The following is a 15,898-nucleotide window of genomic DNA, read 5'->3' on the forward strand; positions in this document are numbered from 1 at the left end:
GGACTACCATGGACCATCTTCATGCCCTGCTGTTTCAGCTCTATCCTTACTTGGCCGGCGCCGTGTTCATCATCGGCAGCATCCTGCGCTTCGATGTCGCGCCCTACACCTGGAAGACCAATTCCAGTCAGATCTTCCACAGTGGCCCGTCGTTCCGGCTCGCCAGCAACCTGTTCCACATCGGCATCCTGGCCCTCTTCTTCGGCCACCTGGTGGGGCTGCTCATGCCCCACTCCTGGTACCCGGTGTTCGGGCTCACCGCCGGCAGCAAGCAGGTCCTGTCCATGGTGGCGGGGGGCGTCTTCGGGCTCATCTGTCTGGTGGGCGCCACCATGCTCCTGCACCGGCGCCTGTTCAACGTCCGTATACGCGCCCACAACTCCCAGGGGGATACCTTCATCCTGGTGCTGCTCTACCTCCAGTTGCTCACCGGCCTGGTGACCATCTTTTCTTCCATGGGACACCTGGACGGCGAGATGATGATGGTGCTCACCACCTGGGCCCAGGATATCGTCACCTTCCATGGTGGCGCGGGCCAGATCCTGGTGGATGCCCCCCTGGTGTACAAGGTGCACATCGTGCTCGGTATCACCATGTTCCTGGTGTTCCCCTTCACCCGCCTGGTGCATGTATGGAGCGCCCCGGTGTGGTACCTGGGGCGCTCCTACCAGTTGGTTCGGGAGCGGATCACCTGACCTCGAGGGGTAGAGGGGTAGCCGCGGCGGCTACCCCCACCCCGGCCCGATGGGCAATGGCAAAGGCCCGTCCGTAGTCGCAACATTGGACTCAAGGCACACGCTACAGGGGACACCCACCCGAGAGGGGGCCGTCCCCCGGAGACCACATACGATGATTACCAAAGTGATTGACAAGAACCTGGACCTGGGTGGCCGCATGGTGCCTGTCGACGAGGAAGGCTACCTGGTGGATCCCGAGGACTGGGACCCGGAGGTGGCCGCGCGCCTGGCCGAGCAAGAGGGCCTGGAATTGAACGATGATCACTGGAAGGTGATCCGTTTCGTCCGCGACCATTACGCCGAACATCAGGTGGCGGTGGATGCCCGCTTCGTGATCCGCTACCTGGCGGAGGAACTGGGCAAGGGCAAGGACGCCCGGAGTTACCTGTTCGAGCTCTTCCCCTACGGTTATGTCAAGCAGGCCTGCAAGGTTGCGGGCATGCGCCGGCCGCGGGCCTGGAGTACCGGTTGACCCGGGGATGGCGTGCCTTCGCCCTCGGGTCGGCCCCGGGGGCGAGACCGATGGTGCTACGCGGAGGACAGCGAGATGCGCAAGGTGCGATGGAAAGGCAGCTTCCTGACCCATATCGACTGCCTGGATACCGCCAAGACCCGCCTGTTTCGGTCCCTCGACGGCCTGGGCGAGGAGGTGGCGCGGGTCGAGCACTGCCAGGACATCGAGGACCTGCTGCGGGATCTGAACGCCCGGGCGTCGGAACTCTACGGTAGTCCGGCCCCGGACCCGGATGCCGCCGCTCGCGTCCTGGGCGCCGCCAAGGCGGATGTGGAGCGGATCCTGGACCAGGGCCTGCCCCTGGCCGCCCTGGGCACCCCCTCCTGTCATGACTGCGGGATGTGCGATGTCACCGGTGAGCGGTTGCGCGAGTGGCTGGGGGAGGCGCGCTGCGACCCGGGCGGGACGCCGCGCGGGGCGGCCCCCTGGAACCCTGGGCACGGGGATGAAGCCGGCGATGAGGCCGGGAACGAGGGAGAGACGGCCGCCAAGCGGACCGTCTCGGGAGGCCACGATGGGCGATGATGGGCGGTCGAAACGGCCCGACAGAGAGGACTACGAGCGTGCCCTGAAGAGCATGGGTACCTTCGTGGATATCAGTGTCGATGATCTGATGAGCCTGACCCGCACCGCCGAACGCATCGCGCAACAGCACACCAAAGAGGTGAAGCGTATCGCCGACGTCATGACCTCCCCGGTGCAGGTGGTGCATCCGGAGACCCCGCTGTCTGCGGCCGCCCGCCTGATGATGACCCATCGTATCAGCGGTCTGCCGGTGGTGGATGGGACGGGGCGCGCCGTGGGCATCGTCAGCGAGACCGACTTCCTGCGTGCTCTCGGGGTACCGGGTCCCCATGCCAGTCATGGTTTTTGGCACGCCGTGAAGTCCGCCTTCACGAGGATGATGGCGCGACCTAAGGACCAGGACGCAGAGGCAAGCGTGGCCGATTACATGACTCCCGATGTGGTGTGTGCCGGTCCCGGGTCGGATCTGCATGACGTGCTCGACCTGATGCGCCGCCATCGGGTGGGGCGGGTGCTGGTATGCGACCCGGAGGGCCGTTGCGTCGGGGTCGTGACCCGCGCCGACCTGCTGCCCGTGTTCTTCGCGCCGGCGGACTAGCGTGCGGCCCCCACTCCGCCCATTCCTGCCCCCCCTCTGTCCGCGCCTGGGGCTTCCTCGCGATGGACGATGACAGGGTGAATCGAGGACTGGCATTGCGTTCCGGCGGCCTGACCTTGGCGGACTACGTGCCAACCTTTGGACAGGACCTGCTGCATCGCTATGGTGTGCGGGTACACAAGGTCGCTCTCGACACCGCGTTCACTTGCCCGAACCGGGATGGTAGCAAGGGCCGCGGCGGTTGCACCTTCTGTAACAACGCATCTTTCAGTCCCCACGGGCGCAACCCGGTATCGGTAGCCGAACAGATCGAATCCGGGCGCCGGGTGGTCGCCAAACGTACCGGGGCGCGGCGTTTGCTGGCCTACTTCCAGGCCTACACCAACACCTACGCCGATACGGAACGGCTCGCCGCCCTGTACGGGGCGGCCCTCGCGGAGGAAGACGTCATCGGCTTGGCCGTGGGAACCCGTCCGGACTGTGTTGCACCCGCCACCCTGGACCTCCTCTGCAGCTACCGTGACCGGGGTTATGAGGTGTGGCTGGAGCTGGGACTGCAATCGGCCTTTGACGGCACCCTGGAGCGGGTCAACCGGGGCCACGGGTTCGCCGACTATCGCCGCACCCTGCTTGCAGCCCGCACACGGGGCCTCAAGGTGTGTACCCATCTGATCGTCGGATTGCCCGGGGAGACCGCAACCCACGCCCGGCAGACCCTGAAGCGGGTGTTGGAGCTGGGCGTCGATGGCCTGAAGCTCCATCCCCTACATGTGGTCAAGGGCACGGTCCTGGCCAACGAGTGGCGGCGCGGTGAGTACCTGCCGCTGACTCTCCCCGAGTATGTGGAGGTGGCCGCGGATTTGGTCCAGATGACCCCCCCCGGTGTGGTGTACCACCGGCTCACCGGTACCGCGCCACGGGGGATCCTTTTGGCTCCAGGGTGGTGCGCAGAGAAGTGGCGGGTGCTCAACGCCATTACCTGGGAGCTGCACCGGCGTGCCGTAAAACCCGCACCGCGAACGTGATGACCACAGGGCCTGGCCGAACGGCTTCGACCCATCTCTCCGCGACCCGTACGGCGGGTTGCTCGAACCGAGGCACCTCTCCGATGGAACTGGTCTGTCCGGCAGGTAACCTGCCATCCCTCAAGGCCGCCGTGGACAACGGCGCCGATGCGGTCTACCTGGGTCTGCAGGGCGACACCAACGCGCGCCACTTTCCCGGTTTGAACTTCGACCAGCAACGGTTGGGTCAGGGGATCGACTACATCCACGCCCGAGGTCGTCGGGTTTTTCTGGCCATCAACACCTACCCCCAACCCGAGGGCTGGCACCGTTGGATACGCGCCGTGGACAGCGCCGCCGATCTGGGCGTGGACGCCCTGATCCTGGCGGATATCGGGATCATGGATTATGCCGCTCGGCGCTGGCCGGAACTGCCCCTACACCTGTCGGTACAGGCCTCTTGCACCAACTACGAGGCCCTGCGCTTCTACCATGAGCTGTTCGGCATCCGCCGCGCCGTAGTGCCTCGGGTCCTGTCCTTGGCCCAGGTGCGCCATACGGCAGCCAACAGCCCGGTGGACATCGAGGTGTTCGGCTTCGGCAGCCTGTGCGTGATGGTGGAGGGGCGATGCCTGCTGTCCTCCTATGCCACCGGCAAGTCCCCCAACACCTACGGCGCGTGCTCTCCCGCCGAGGCAGTGGCCTGGGTGGAATCCCCCCGGGGGCTCGAGTCGCGCCTCGGCGGGCTGCTCACCGACTGCTACGGCCCTGGAGAGGAGGCCGGTTATCCCACCATCTGCAAGGGTCGCTACCGGGTGGGGGGAAGTACCTACTACGCCATCGAGGAACCCATCAGCCTGAACACCCTGGAACTGCTGCCGGAACTGATGGCCGCCGGGGTGGCAGCAATCAAGATCGAGGGGCGCCAGCGCAGTCCGGCCTATGTGGGCCAAGTGACACGCGTCTGGCGCCAGGCCATCGACGCCTGCCGGGCGCGGCCGAAGGCCTTCCGGGTGCGAGAGGACTGGTTCAGGGAACTGGCCAAAGTATCCGAGGGTGCACAGACCACTCTTGGCGCCTATCACAGGCCGTGGCAGTGAGGAATGTGGCATGAGTGAATACACCCCACGCCTGGCTCTGGGTCCGGTGCCCTACTACTGGTCCCGGAACGACTTGGAGAGTTTCTACGCCCAAGTTGCCGGCTGGCCGGTGGACATCGTCTACCTGGGCGAGACGGTTTGCTCCAAACGGCGCAGCCTATCCACCAACCAGTGGTTGGATTTGGCCGAAGGCCTGCGGGACCATGGAAAAGAAGTAGTTCTCTCCACCTTGAATCTGATCGAGGCGGAATCGGAGCTGACGGCCCTGCGCCGCTTATGCCGCAACGGGCGCTTCCCGGTCGAGGCCAATGACCTGGGTGCCGTGCGCCTGTTGATGGATATCGGCACTGCCTTCGTAACCGGCCCTACCCTGAATATCTACAACTCCGCGACCCTGGCCGTCCTCGCCCGTGGCGGCCTGCGTCGGTGGGCACTTCCCGTAGAGCTATCCCGGGATACCTTAGCGGATATGCAGGCAGCCCGCCCGGCGGGCGTACAAACCGAGGTGCTGGCCTACGGGCGCCTGCCGCTGGCCCTGTCGGCCCGATGCTTCACTGCCCGCTCGCGCAACCTGCCCAAGGATAAGTGCCGATTCTGCTGTTCGGAAGACCCAGAGGGGCGCTTAGTGCAGACCCAGGAGGACGCCCCGTTCGTGGTTTTGAACGGCATTCAGACCCTGTCCGCCGCCACCTGCAACTTGCTGCCACACCTGGCGGAGTTGCGAAGACTCGAGGTGGACGTGCTGCGCATCACTCCGCAGTCCCTCGACACCGAACGGGTGGTGCGTGCGTTCGTCGATGAACTCTCAGGAGCCCCCGGAAAGTGCGACCTTGCTCCCTTGGCGCCCCAGGGCCTTGCCGACGGCTATTGGCGCGGGGAAGCGGGCATGGAAGCGCCACCTTGAGTTCCATGGTGAGGCGCGGCCAGAGACGACCATTCGGCTTCGAATACATTGCCTGTCCCGGTACGTCTCCCGAACGGCCTGTGTGTTACTGCCGCCGAACGCAGATCGGAGAACAGGTATGAGTCAGAAGTCCCCAGCCCCCCGACTGCCCCGAGCCCTGACGTTGCCCCTGAGCCTGCTCCCCGACAAATTGCACGGCGCCGTCGCCGCCGCCACCCTGCACCGGGTCTTCGCCGCGCAACGGGCCGGTGGCGAGCTGGATTTCATGGATGGCAAGACGACCCACATCCGAGTTCTGGACGCCGGTGTTTGCCTGCGACTCACCCTGGGTGAGAAGGGTTTTGCGGTGGACGACTCCGGGGAATCCCCCGACCTGCTGGTCCAGGGGACAGCCTATGATTACCTGTTGCTTCTGAGCGGGGACGAGGACCCGGACACGCTGTTCTTCCAGCGCCGCCTGCGCATGTCCGGCGACACGGCCCTCGGCGTACACTTGAAAAATTTCCTCGCCTCGGCGGAACCGGGCTCGCTGCCCTTGTTTGCTCTTGCGGTCCCGCTCCTGCAGCGGGGCATGCGGTGGTTCGAACGCGTGCTCGGCTGAGGCCAGACCGGACCTCGCGGCCGATCCACGCGCGCATCCCTCTGCCCCGTCGTCGCCGACTACGCCGCAGGGTGCGAGCGGTCCGCGCGCCGACGACCGCACCGGCAGGTGGACCTGCGGGCGCGGATGCGGCCCCGAGTCGGACCTGCCGCCCGTGTTCTTCGCGCCGGCGGGCTGGGCGACTACCCCCGCGCCGCGGATGGCGTTACCATTGCCCGCCGCGGCGCCGGACGCAGGGTCGGGGCAAGCCGCCACCGGCGATGCGGCCCGCACCCCGTCATCCGATCCACCATGTCCAGGCAGCGAGATCCCATGACCGCCATCGCCCGCATCGGAATCGTCACCGTGTCCGACCGTGCCAGTCGCGGCGCATACCCGGATCGCGGCGGCCCGGCCGTCCGCGAGTGGCTGCAAAGGGCCCTCAAGAGCCCCTGGGAGGCGGTCACGCGCGTGGTCCCGGACGAACAGGACCAGGTGGAAGAGACCCTGCGGGAGCTGTGCGCGCGGGAGGGCTGCTGCCTGGTGGTCACCACCGGCAGCACCGGGCCCGCCAGACGGGACATCGTGCCCGAGGCCACCGCGGCGGTGTGTGACAAGTTGCTGGATGGCTTCGGCGAGTTGATGCGCTCCGTCTCTCTGCGTGCGGTGCCGACGGCGATCCTGTCCCGCCAGATCGCCGGTATCCGGGGTGCGTCCCTGATCATCAACCTGCCCGGCAAGCCCACCGCCATCGGCGAGTGCCTGGATGCCGTGTTTCCCGCGGTACCCTACTGTATCGACCTGATCGAGGGGCCGTACCTGGAGACCGACCCGGCGGTCATCCAGGCCTTCCGGCCCCAGGGCCGCTGACCCACCCGCCCGGCTGGCAGGAAGGGGACAGGACGCGTTGAGAACGGTGGTGTGTCACCGGGGGCATCGGGACGCGACCGCTTCTCCCCGCGTGAGAACGGACTTCATGAAAGGCCGGATCGCCGTTTCCCCTGCACAGGGGCCCGAGGAAAAACGTTAACGGAGACGCCCATGCGTTATCCCCAGTCCTTCGATGTCATCGTGGTGGGCGGCGGCCATGCCGGTACCGAGGCGGCCCTGGCGGCGGCGCGCATGGGGGTGCGCACCCTGCTGCTCACCCATAATATCGAGACTCTAGGCCAGCTCTCCTGCAACCCGGCCATCGGCGGCATCGGCAAGGGCCATCTGGTGAAGGAAATCGATGCCCTGGGCGGCCTCATGGCCCACGCCGCGGATCGCGCCGGCATCCAGTTCCGTCGCCTCAACGCCCGCAAGGGGCCGGCGGTGCGCGCCACCCGGGCGCAGATAGACCGCACCCTCTACAAGGCGGTGGTGCGCGACGCCCTGGCCACCGCCCCCAACCTTACCCTGTTCCAGCAGGGGGTGGACGACCTGGTGGTGGAGGGCGAGACCCTGCGGGGGGTGGTGACCCAGATGGGGCTGCGCTTCGATGCCCCCTGCGTCATCCTCACGGTGGGTACCTTCCTCGGCGGCCGTATTCATATCGGCCTCGAGAACCACCTGGGCGGACGGGCCGGCGACCCGCCCTCCATGGCCCTGGCGCGGCGCCTGCGCGAGCTGCCCTTCAGGGTGGAACGCCTGAAGACGGGCACGCCGCCGCGTATCGATGCCCGCTCCATCGACTTCTCCCGTCTCGCGAAGCAGCACGGGGACCGGCCGGTGCCGGTGTTCTCCTTCATGGGCCGCGCCGATGAGCATCCGCGGCAGGTGCCGTGCCACATCACCCGCACCAACGCCCGCACCCACGACATCATCCGCGGTGGCCTTGACCGCTCGCCCATGTACAGCGGGGTCATCGAGGGCACGGGGCCGCGCTACTGCCCCTCGGTGGAGGACAAGGTGATGCGCTTCGCCGACAAGGACTCCCACCAGATATTCGTGGAGCCCGAGGGTCTGGACGCCCACGAGGTCTACCCCAACGGCATCTCCACCAGCCTGCCCTTCGACATCCAGCTCGCCATGGTGCGTTCCATCGAGGGCTTCGAGGGCGCCCACATCACCCGGCCGGGCTATGCCATCGAGTACGATTTCTTCGATCCCCGCGACCTGCGGCCGTGGCTGGAGACCCGCTTCATTCCCGGCCTCTACTTCGCGGGCCAGATCAACGGCACCACCGGCTACGAGGAGGCGGCGGCCCAGGGGTTGCTGGCAGGCATCAACGGCGCCCTCGGGGTTCAGGGCCGGGAACCCTGGTTTCCCCGCCGCGATGAGGCCTATCTGGGGGTGCTGGTGGACGACCTCATCACCCAGGGCACCAACGAGCCCTACCGCATGTTCACCAGCCGCGCCGAGTACCGGCTGATGCTGCGGGAGGACAACGCCGACCTGCGCCTCACCCCGCGCGGCCGCGAACTCGGCGTGGTGGACGACGCCCGCTGGCGGCGCTTCGAGACCAAGCGCACGGCCCTGGATACCGAGCTGGCCCGCCTCAAGGCCACCCGGGTGGGCCCCGCGAGCGTGCCGCGGGAACGTGCCGAGGACTTCCTCGGCCAGGCCCTGACCCGGGACGCCAGCCTCTACGATCTGTTGCGCCGCCCGGAGTTGGACTACGCCCAGGTGACGGGGCTGGAGCCGGGCCCGCCCCGCGTGGCGGATCCCGAGGTCATCGAACAACTGGAGATCGACGCCGCCTACCATGGCTATATTCATCGCCAGCAGGCGGAGGTGGCGCGGCATCGCCATCACGAGGAACTGACCCTGTCCGCCCTGGACTACGGCGCCGTGCACGGCCTGTCCGCGGAGGTGCGCCAGAAGCTCGCCGCCCAGCGGCCCGCCACCCTGGGCCAGGCCTCGCGCATTCCCGGGGTGACCCCGGCCGCCATCTCCATCCTGCTCATTCATCTGAAGAAACGGTCCGGGGTCGACGGGCGGCAGAGCGCCTGAGGGGTGGACGCGGCGGCGCGGCTGGACTGGGGACTGGAGCGGTTGGGCCTGCCGTTGTCGGGGGCCGCCCGCGACCTGCTGTTGGACTACGTGGCCCTGCTGGCGCGCTGGAACCGGGCCTTCAACCTCACGGCGGTGCGGGAACCGGAGGCCATGGTGAGCCGCCATATCCTCGATTCCCTCACCCTCGTGCCCCACGTCCACGGTGCCTCCCTGCTGGACGTGGGCACCGGGGCCGGCCTGCCGGGCATGGTGGTGGCCGCCGCCTGCCCGGGATTGGCGGTGACCCTCCTCGACGCCAACGGCAAGAAGACGCGCTTCTGCCGCCAGGCGGTGGCGCAGCTGGGGCTGGCCAACGTCACGGTGGTGCACCTGCGGGTGGAGGGATTTCGCCCACCGGCGGGCTTCGACACGGTGGTGAGCCGTGCCTTCCGGGATCAGGAACGCTTCCTGGCCGCCTGTGAAAGGCTGGCGGCCCCCGGCGGGCGCCTGGTGGCCATGGCGGGGCGGCGGGTGGATGGTTGGCGGGGGGCGGTGCACGCCGTGGCCGTGCCCGGGGTCTCGGAGGCGCGCCACATCGTGGTGGTGGAGCGGAGGGCTGCCGGGTTCGTTCGTGAAGGTGGAGCTTCGGGGCGAGTGTGATAAAGTCATGTGTCCCTGCCGGTCAGTCCCTACTGCCCGGCCACCATGCGCCCCCGACCCGAAAGACATTACCGCGTATGACCAAGGTCATCTCCATTGCGAACCAGAAAGGCGGTGTGGGCAAGACCACCACCAGCGTCAATCTCGCCGCCTCCCTGGCGGCCGCGCGGCGCCGGGTGTTGCTGGTGGACATGGATCCCCAGGGCAACGCCACCATGGGCAGCGGCATCAACAAGGCCGTGCTCTCCATGTCCGCTTATGACGTGCTGATGGACGATGCCGCACCGCGGGACGTGGTGGTGCGGGCCGAGGAGCCGGGTTACGACCTCGTCCCCAGCAACGGCGACCTCACCGGGGCCGAGGTGGGGCTGCTGGAGGAACTGGGGCGGGAACTCAAGCTGCGCCAGGCCATGGAGCAGCTCAAGTCCGGTTACGACTACGTGCTCATCGACTGCCCGCCGTCCCTCAACATGCTGACGGTCAACGCACTGGCGGCCTCGGACTCGGTGATGATCCCCATGCAGTGCGAATATTACGCCCTCGAGGGGCTGTCGGCGTTGCTGGACACCATCGAGAAGATCCGCAAGGTGTTGAACGCCAACCTGCGGGTGGAAGGCCTGTTGCGGACCATGTTCGACCCCCGCAACAACCTCGCCAACCAGGTCTCGGCACAACTGGTGCAGCATTTCGGCGAGCGGGTCTATCGCACCATCATCCCGCGTAATATCCGCCTCGCCGAGGCCCCCAGCCATGGCCTGCCGGTGCTGCTGTATGACAGGACCTCCAAGGGGGCCCTGGCCTATCTGGCCCTGGCCGGGGAGATCCTGCGTCGCGATGGCGTGGCACCCCTGGCGGCCGCCAGCTGACATCACCCGGCTCGGAAAACCAGTGCCCTGCTCCGTGAGAATCATCCAATCCCCGCTGGCTCGCGCCATGTCCCGGGGCGTCGTTCATCGTCGTTCCGCGGCGGCGATGCCTCCTCATCCCGCCTCGCCTGGTGCGTCGCAGCCGGCACGAACTCCTGAACATCCTTACGGGGCAAGACGCTAGATGGTGGCCAAGAAGAGGGGGTTGGGACGCGGTCTCGATGCGCTGCTCGGTACCGGTTCGGCCGGGTCGGAGGGCGGTGATACCGCGGCTACGGAGGCGGCGCGTCCGGAGAGCCGCCTCACGGATCTGCCGGTGGACCTGCTCCAGAAGGGGCGCTATCAGCCCCGCGGTGAGATGGACGCCGCGGCCCTCCAGGACCTCGCCTCCTCCATCAGGGCCCAGGGGGTGGTACAGCCCATCGTGGTACGCCCGCTGGAGGGGGGCCGCTACGAGATCATCGCCGGTGAGCGGCGCTGGCGCGCGGCCCAGATGGCCGGCCTCGATGCGGTGCCCGTGGTGGTCAGGGACGTGCCCGATCAGGCCGCCATCGCCATCGCCCTCATCGAGAACATCCAGCGCGAGAATCTCAACCCGGTGGAGGAGGCCCAGGCCCTCAAGCGCCTGCTGGAGGAGTTCGGCCTCACCCACCAGCAGACCGCCGACGCGGTGGGACGCTCCCGGGCCGCGGTCACCAATCTCCTGAGACTGCTGGAACTCGAGCCCCGGGTGCGGGGGATGCTGGAGAACGGCGACCTGGAGATGGGCCACGCCCGCGCTATGCTCTCCCTGGCGCCCGAACTCCAGGCCCAGGCGGCCCGCGAGGTGGTCGAGAAGGGGCTGTCGGTGCGCGACACCGAGCGTTTGGTGAAGCGCCTGCAGGAACCCACCCGGAAACCACCGCCGGCGCCGCCGAACCCCGATGTCACCCGCCTCCAGGACGATCTCGCCCAGCGCCTGGGGGCGCCGGTGAACATCCGCCACAGCCCCCGGGGGAAAGGGAAGTTGGTCATAGAATTCAATAGTTTGGACGAACTGGACGGGATCCTGGGCCACATCCAGTGAATGTCCGGGTCCCTTCGTCGGCCGTTGCCCTGGTGGTATCCATTGCGTATACTTCGCGCGCTTTCGGCGTGGCAGATGGAGTCATAACGATAACGAAACGGTTCATGACCGCCGAGGAGACTGCTTAGTGAGGTCGAACCGCTCCATCGCCCTGCAGCCGGAGGACGTCCGGATGCTGCTGGCGGCTCAGCTCGTACTGGTCATCCTGTTGACGGTCGCCCTGGTCTTCATCTCCGGTCTCCCGGAGGCCGAGGCCGCGGCTTACGGCGGTGCCACGGCCTTGACTTCGGCATGGATACTCGGTTTCAGCGTCAGGAAAGCGGCGCATAGGGCACGGACTGCCCCGGGGTCGGAAACCCCTGTCCTGTACATCGGCGCGGTGGTGCGGTTCGTCATGGTGCTGGTGATGTTTGGTCTGGGCATGGGCGTGCTGCAGCTGGCCCCGGGACCGTTGCTGGGGGGCTTCATCATCGCCCAGTTCGGTCATTTGATTAACGGTTCGCGCATCTCCGCGCGGGCCCATCGTGAAGCGGAGAAATTGGGGTGAGCGGAAATTCCGGCGCTGCGACCGACAACCCGGTCGAATACATCCAGCACCACTTGACCAACTGGTGTCTCGGCTGTGATCCCGAGACCCACAAACCCGCCAGCATCGTCGATTTCGGCGTCTTCTTTCTGGATACCTTCCTGTGGAGCGTGCTGCTCGCGGGACTCTTCGCCTACGTGGCGTGGCGCCTCGGCAGGAGTCTGGATCCCGACAAACCCACCGGCCTGCAGAACGTGGCCGAGATGATTGTGGAGTTCGTCAATCAGCAGGTGAGGGACATCTTTCCGGGGTACAACCCCCTCATCGGGCCCCTGGCCATCACCATCTTCATCTGGGTGTTCCTCATGAACACCATGGACCTGGTGCCGGTGGACCTCATTCCCTGGCTGTCGTCCGTGGTGGGTCATTACGTTTTTGGCGCCGACCCCCACCACGTCTACATGAAGGTCGTGCCGACCACGAACCTGGATACCACCTTCGGCCTCGCCATTTCGGTGTTCATTCTGATCCTGTACTACAACATCAAGGTCAAGGGGATATTCGGCTACGGCAAGACCTTTCTGACCCATCCCTTCGGCCCATGGCTGGCGCCCGTCAACGTGGTGATGACCCTCATCGAAGAACTCGCCAAGCCCATCAGTCTCGGCCTGCGTCTCTTCGGCAACATGTTCGCAGGCGAACTCATCTTCATGCTCATCGCCCTCATGCCATTCTGGATCCAGTTCATTCCGGGTGGCGGCTGGGCGATTTTCCATATCCTCGTGATCACGCTCCAGGCGTTCATCTTCATGCTGCTGACCATCGTCTATCTGGCCCTGGCCCATGAGGAGCACGAGGAGCATTAGAGTGGTGCCGGTCAACCGTTTTCATTTTTCCAGTTCGTTCGATTAAGGAGTCCTTCCATGAGTCCAGCTGATATTGCCTTCATCTATTCACTCACCGCCCTGGGTGTGGGTGTCATTCTCGCCGCCGCCGGCCTGGGGTCCGCCCTCGGCTGGGGCATCATCTGCTCCAAGTACCTGGAGGGCATCGCCCGCCAGCCGGAGATGCGTCCCCAGCTGCTGGGCCAGATGCTGTTCACGGGCGGCCTCATGGAGGCCTTCCCCATGATCGTGCTCGGCATCTCCATGTGGTTCGTGTTCGCCAATCCCTTCATTGGAGCCGCCCAGAACGCCATCGGCGGTTGAGGATGCCGACGGGGTTTCGTTCCGGGTGGAATCAAGTCACGCGCAATCAAGGGGTTAGACAGTGAACGTAACTGCCACGTTGTTCGGGCAAATGCTCACTTTCGCGGTACTGGTCTGGTTCATCAAGGGCGTCCTGTGGGAGCCCATGCTGAAGGCCCTCGAAGACAGAAAGAAGCGTATCGCCGACGGGCTCGCCGCAGCCGAGAGGGGGCTCCATGAGAAGGAGCTGTCCGAGAAGCGGGCGAAGGATCTTCTCCATGAGGCCAAGGACCAGGCCAACGAGATCATCAACAACGCCCAGAAGCGGGCGGGGGAGATCGTCGAGGAGGCCAAGGACCAGGCGCGAGCCGAGGGGGACAAGCTGAAGTCCGCCGCCAAGATCGAGATCGAGCAGGAGGGCAATCGCGTGCGGGAGGATTTGCGCAAGCAGGTGGCGGTGCTGGCCGTGGCCGGCGCCGAGCAGATCCTCAAGCAGGAAGTCGATGCCGCCAAACACAACGCCATGCTCGAGAAGCTGGCCGCCGAACTCTGAGGCGATTCGACTATGGAAGAGAGAAGCACGCTCGCCAGACCTTACGCCAACGCGGTGTTCAAGATCGCCAGCGCAGAGGACGGCCTCGACAGCTGGTCGGAACAGCTGGCCTTCCTGGCCTCCGTCATCAATGATGGCACCATGAAGGGCCTGCTGGCCGACCCCCGCATCGAACATGAGCGCCTGGCGGACCTCGTGGTGGACGTGGCCGGGGGCCGCCTGACGGAGAAGGGCCAGAACGTGGTGAGGGTACTGGCCGCGAACGGGCGCCTGAGTCTGCTGGACGAGATCGTGCGTCTCTACGAATTGGAGCGGGCCCGCGCCCAGCGCACCGAACGGGTGCGGGTGACCTCGGCCTATGCGGTGAACGCCAAGTTCCAGACCCTCATCAGGGAGGCCATGGCCAAGCGCCTGGGCTGTGAGGTGGAACTCGAGACCGAGACCGACCGCACGCTCATCGGGGGCATCATCATCAGGGCGGGTGACATGGTCATAGACGCATCGTTGCGGGGACGGTTGAACAGCCTCGCGGGTGACATCGCCTAGCCTCCGCCGGCCGGCTTTGAATGAATACTAATTAGGGGTTCGAGAATGCAACTCAGCGCAACCGAAATCAGCGACCTGATCAAGAAGAAGATAGAAAACTTCGATCTGGGTACCGAAGCACGTACGGAAGGCACCGTGGTCAGCCTCACCGATGGCATCGCCCGCATCCACGGCCTCGCCGACGTCATGCAGGGAGAGATGATCGAGTTTCCCGGCGACACCTTCGGCCTCGCCCTCAACCTGGAGCGCGACTCGGTGGGCGCGGTCATCATGGGTGAATACGGGCACATCACCGAGGGTGACACGGTCAAGTGTACCGGCCGCATCCTCGAGGTACCGATCGGCGAGGGTCTGTTGGGCCGCGTGGTGGATGCCCTGGGTCGCCCCATCGACGGCAAGGGCGAGGTGGCCAGCGACCAGTTCGCTCCCATCGAGAAGGTGGCGCCCGGCGTCATCTCCCGCAAGTCCGTATCCCAGCCGCTGCAGACCGGCCTCAAGGCCATCGACGCCATGGTGCCCGTGGGCCGCGGCCAGCGCGAACTCATCATCGGCGACCGTCAGACCGGCAAGACCGCCATCGCCGTCGACGCCATCATCAACCAGAAGGACACGGGCGTTAAGTGCATCTATGTGGCTATCGGCCAGAAAAACTCCTCCATCGCCGGTGTGGTGCGCAAGCTCGAGGAGCACGGCGCCATGGATCACACCATCGTGGTGGCGGCGGCGGCGGCCGAATCGGCGGCCCTGCAGTTCATCGCCCCCTATGCCGGCTGCACCATGGGCGAGTATTTCCGCGACATCGGCCAGGACGCCCTCATCATCTACGACGACCTGACCAAGCAGGCCTGGGCCTACCGCCAGGTATCCCTGCTGCTGCGGCGCCCGCCGGGGCGCGAGGCCTACCCCGGTGACGTCTTCTACCTCCACTCGCGTCTGCTGGAGCGGGCGGCCCGGGTCAACGCGGATTACGTGGAGAAGGAGACCGGCGGCAAGGTCAAGGGCCAGACGGGGTCTCTCACCGCCCTGCCGATCATCGAGACCCAGGCGGGCGATGTATCCGCCTTCGTGCCCACCAACGTCATCTCCATCACGGATGGCCAGATCTTCCTGGAGAGCGACCTGTTCAATGCCAACATCCGGCCCGCCATCAACGCCGGTCTGTCGGTGTCCCGCGTGGGCGGTGCCGCCCAGACCAAGGCCATCAAGAAGCTCGGCGGCGGTGTGCGTCTGGCCCTGGCCCAGTACCGCGAGCTGGCGGCCTTCTCCCAGTTCGCCTCGGACCTGGACGAGGCCACCCGCAAGCAGCTGGAGCGTGGCCAGCGGGTCACGGAACTCATGAAGCAGAACCAGTATGCGCCCATGAGCGTGGGCAGCATGGCGGTGAGCCTGTTTGCCGTGGAAGGAGGCTATCTGGACGACGTGGAGATCAGCAAGATCGGCGATTTCGAGGCCGCCCTGCAGCGGCATATGCAGAGCGAGCACAAGGACCTGATGGCGCAGATGGACGAATCGGGTGACTGGAACGATGACATCGAAGCCGCCCTCGTCAAGGCCCTGGATGACTTCAAGGCCCATCACGCCTGGTAGCATCGGCCTCGGGAGGAGGTCTCCCGCCT

19 protein-coding genes are annotated in these 15,898 nt (G+C 66.2%); all 19 read left to right on the forward strand.

Going from position 1 to position 15,898, the window contains the following annotated elements:
• The first annotated feature begins 8 nt into the window (after positions 1-8).
• Entirely contained in the window at positions 9-695 is a 687-nt protein-coding gene (gene narI, locus U5S82_11330; GenBank protein MDZ7752234.1) for a respiratory nitrate reductase subunit gamma, read from the forward strand.
• Between the two features lie 154 nt (positions 696-849).
• Complete coding sequence (locus U5S82_11335; protein ID MDZ7752235.1) at positions 850-1,209, forward strand: TusE/DsrC/DsvC family sulfur relay protein; 360 nt, start codon at positions 850-852, stop codon at positions 1,207-1,209.
• Between the two features lie 75 nt (positions 1,210-1,284).
• Positions 1,285-1,776, forward strand: coding sequence for a hypothetical protein (locus U5S82_11340; protein ID MDZ7752236.1), 492 nt, complete (start codon positions 1,285-1,287; stop codon positions 1,774-1,776).
• Complete coding sequence (locus U5S82_11345; protein MDZ7752237.1) at positions 1,766-2,374, forward strand: CBS domain-containing protein; 609 nt, start codon at positions 1,766-1,768, stop codon at positions 2,372-2,374. Before U5S82_11340 ends, U5S82_11345 begins: the two co-directional genes overlap by 11 nt.
• 110 nt (positions 2,375-2,484) lie before the next feature.
• Positions 2,485-3,399 carry a TIGR01212 family radical SAM protein gene (locus U5S82_11350; protein ID MDZ7752238.1) on the forward strand — a complete coding sequence of 305 codons (915 nt, stop codon included), beginning with the start codon at positions 2,485-2,487 and terminating at the stop codon, positions 3,397-3,399.
• Between the two features lie 83 nt (positions 3,400-3,482).
• On the forward strand, positions 3,483-4,478 hold the full coding sequence (locus U5S82_11355) for a peptidase U32 family protein (GenBank protein MDZ7752239.1): 996 nt from the start codon (positions 3,483-3,485) through the stop codon (positions 4,476-4,478).
• Between the two features lie 10 nt (positions 4,479-4,488).
• Entirely contained in the window at positions 4,489-5,382 is an 894-nt protein-coding gene (locus tag U5S82_11360) for a U32 family peptidase (GenBank protein ID MDZ7752240.1), read from the forward strand.
• A 118-nt stretch (positions 5,383-5,500) separates the two neighbouring features.
• Positions 5,501-5,983: an SCP2 sterol-binding domain-containing protein gene (locus U5S82_11365; GenBank protein ID MDZ7752241.1), complete on the forward strand. Its 483-nt coding sequence runs from the start codon at positions 5,501-5,503 to the stop codon at positions 5,981-5,983.
• Between the two features lie 291 nt (positions 5,984-6,274).
• Positions 6,275-6,832: a molybdopterin adenylyltransferase gene (gene mog, locus U5S82_11370; protein MDZ7752242.1), complete on the forward strand. Its 558-nt coding sequence runs from the start codon at positions 6,275-6,277 to the stop codon at positions 6,830-6,832.
• Positions 6,833-7,003: 171 nt separating this feature from the next.
• A complete protein-coding gene (gene mnmG, locus U5S82_11375) occupies positions 7,004-8,896 on the forward strand; it encodes a tRNA uridine-5-carboxymethylaminomethyl(34) synthesis enzyme MnmG (GenBank protein ID MDZ7752243.1) in 1,893 nt (630 codons plus the stop codon).
• Between the two features lie 3 nt (positions 8,897-8,899).
• Positions 8,900-9,538 carry a 16S rRNA (guanine(527)-N(7))-methyltransferase RsmG gene (gene rsmG / locus U5S82_11380; GenBank protein MDZ7752244.1) on the forward strand — a complete coding sequence of 213 codons (639 nt, stop codon included), beginning with the start codon at positions 8,900-8,902 and terminating at the stop codon, positions 9,536-9,538.
• Positions 9,539-9,615: 77 nt separating this feature from the next.
• Positions 9,616-10,404 carry a ParA family protein gene (locus U5S82_11385; protein MDZ7752245.1) on the forward strand — a complete coding sequence of 263 codons (789 nt, stop codon included), beginning with the start codon at positions 9,616-9,618 and terminating at the stop codon, positions 10,402-10,404.
• A 184-nt stretch (positions 10,405-10,588) separates the two neighbouring features.
• Positions 10,589-11,470 (forward strand): ParB/RepB/Spo0J family partition protein, encoded by an 882-nt coding sequence (locus U5S82_11390; GenBank protein ID MDZ7752246.1) that lies wholly within the window; start codon positions 10,589-10,591, stop codon positions 11,468-11,470.
• 127 nt (positions 11,471-11,597) lie between these two features.
• Positions 11,598-12,017: an ATP synthase subunit I gene (locus tag U5S82_11395; protein MDZ7752247.1), complete on the forward strand. Its 420-nt coding sequence runs from the start codon at positions 11,598-11,600 to the stop codon at positions 12,015-12,017.
• Positions 12,014-12,862 (forward strand): F0F1 ATP synthase subunit A, encoded by an 849-nt coding sequence (gene atpB, locus U5S82_11400; protein MDZ7752248.1) that lies wholly within the window; start codon positions 12,014-12,016, stop codon positions 12,860-12,862. The genes U5S82_11395 and atpB overlap by 4 nt, the downstream gene beginning before the upstream one ends.
• Positions 12,863-12,919: 57 nt before the next feature.
• Positions 12,920-13,204: a F0F1 ATP synthase subunit C gene (atpE, locus tag U5S82_11405; GenBank protein ID MDZ7752249.1), complete on the forward strand. Its 285-nt coding sequence runs from the start codon at positions 12,920-12,922 to the stop codon at positions 13,202-13,204.
• A 61-nt stretch (positions 13,205-13,265) separates the two neighbouring features.
• Positions 13,266-13,736: a F0F1 ATP synthase subunit B gene (locus U5S82_11410; GenBank protein ID MDZ7752250.1), complete on the forward strand. Its 471-nt coding sequence runs from the start codon at positions 13,266-13,268 to the stop codon at positions 13,734-13,736.
• 12 nt (positions 13,737-13,748) lie between these two features.
• Complete coding sequence (locus tag U5S82_11415) at positions 13,749-14,282, forward strand: F0F1 ATP synthase subunit delta (protein ID MDZ7752251.1); 534 nt, start codon at positions 13,749-13,751, stop codon at positions 14,280-14,282.
• 45 nt (positions 14,283-14,327) lie between these two features.
• Positions 14,328-15,869, forward strand: a complete 1,542-nt coding sequence (atpA, locus tag U5S82_11420) for a F0F1 ATP synthase subunit alpha (GenBank protein ID MDZ7752252.1) — start codon at positions 14,328-14,330, stop codon at positions 15,867-15,869.
• The last annotated feature ends 29 nt before the right edge of the window (positions 15,870-15,898 follow it).

This window comes from Gammaproteobacteria bacterium (assembly GCA_034522055.1).
Classification (GTDB): domain Bacteria; phylum Pseudomonadota; class Gammaproteobacteria; order JAABTG01; family JAABTG01; genus JAABTG01.

What these genes read in the sequence shown, in the direction of transcription:
- narI (MDZ7752234.1), top strand. Translation starts at nt 9, where the DNA reads ATGGACCATCTTCATGCCCTGCTGTTTCAGCTCTATCCTTACTTGGCC.
- U5S82_11335 (MDZ7752235.1), top strand. Translation starts at nt 850, where the DNA reads ATGATTACCAAAGTGATTGACAAGAACCTGGACCTGGGTGGCCGCATG.
- U5S82_11340 (MDZ7752236.1), top strand. Translation starts at nt 1,285, where the DNA reads ATGCGCAAGGTGCGATGGAAAGGCAGCTTCCTGACCCATATCGACTGC.
- U5S82_11345 (MDZ7752237.1), top strand. Translation starts at nt 1,766, where the DNA reads ATGGGCGATGATGGGCGGTCGAAACGGCCCGACAGAGAGGACTACGAG.
- U5S82_11355 (MDZ7752239.1), top strand. Translation starts at nt 3,483, where the DNA reads ATGGAACTGGTCTGTCCGGCAGGTAACCTGCCATCCCTCAAGGCCGCC.
- U5S82_11360 (MDZ7752240.1), top strand. Translation starts at nt 4,489, where the DNA reads ATGAGTGAATACACCCCACGCCTGGCTCTGGGTCCGGTGCCCTACTAC.
- U5S82_11365 (MDZ7752241.1), top strand. Translation starts at nt 5,501, where the DNA reads ATGAGTCAGAAGTCCCCAGCCCCCCGACTGCCCCGAGCCCTGACGTTG.
- mog (MDZ7752242.1), top strand. Translation starts at nt 6,275, where the DNA reads ATGTCCAGGCAGCGAGATCCCATGACCGCCATCGCCCGCATCGGAATC.
- mnmG (MDZ7752243.1), top strand. Translation starts at nt 7,004, where the DNA reads ATGCGTTATCCCCAGTCCTTCGATGTCATCGTGGTGGGCGGCGGCCAT.
- U5S82_11385 (MDZ7752245.1), top strand. Translation starts at nt 9,616, where the DNA reads ATGACCAAGGTCATCTCCATTGCGAACCAGAAAGGCGGTGTGGGCAAG.
- U5S82_11390 (MDZ7752246.1), top strand. Translation starts at nt 10,589, where the DNA reads ATGGTGGCCAAGAAGAGGGGGTTGGGACGCGGTCTCGATGCGCTGCTC.
- atpE (MDZ7752249.1), top strand. Translation starts at nt 12,920, where the DNA reads ATGAGTCCAGCTGATATTGCCTTCATCTATTCACTCACCGCCCTGGGT.
- U5S82_11415 (MDZ7752251.1), top strand. Translation starts at nt 13,749, where the DNA reads ATGGAAGAGAGAAGCACGCTCGCCAGACCTTACGCCAACGCGGTGTTC.
- atpA (MDZ7752252.1), top strand. Translation starts at nt 14,328, where the DNA reads ATGCAACTCAGCGCAACCGAAATCAGCGACCTGATCAAGAAGAAGATA.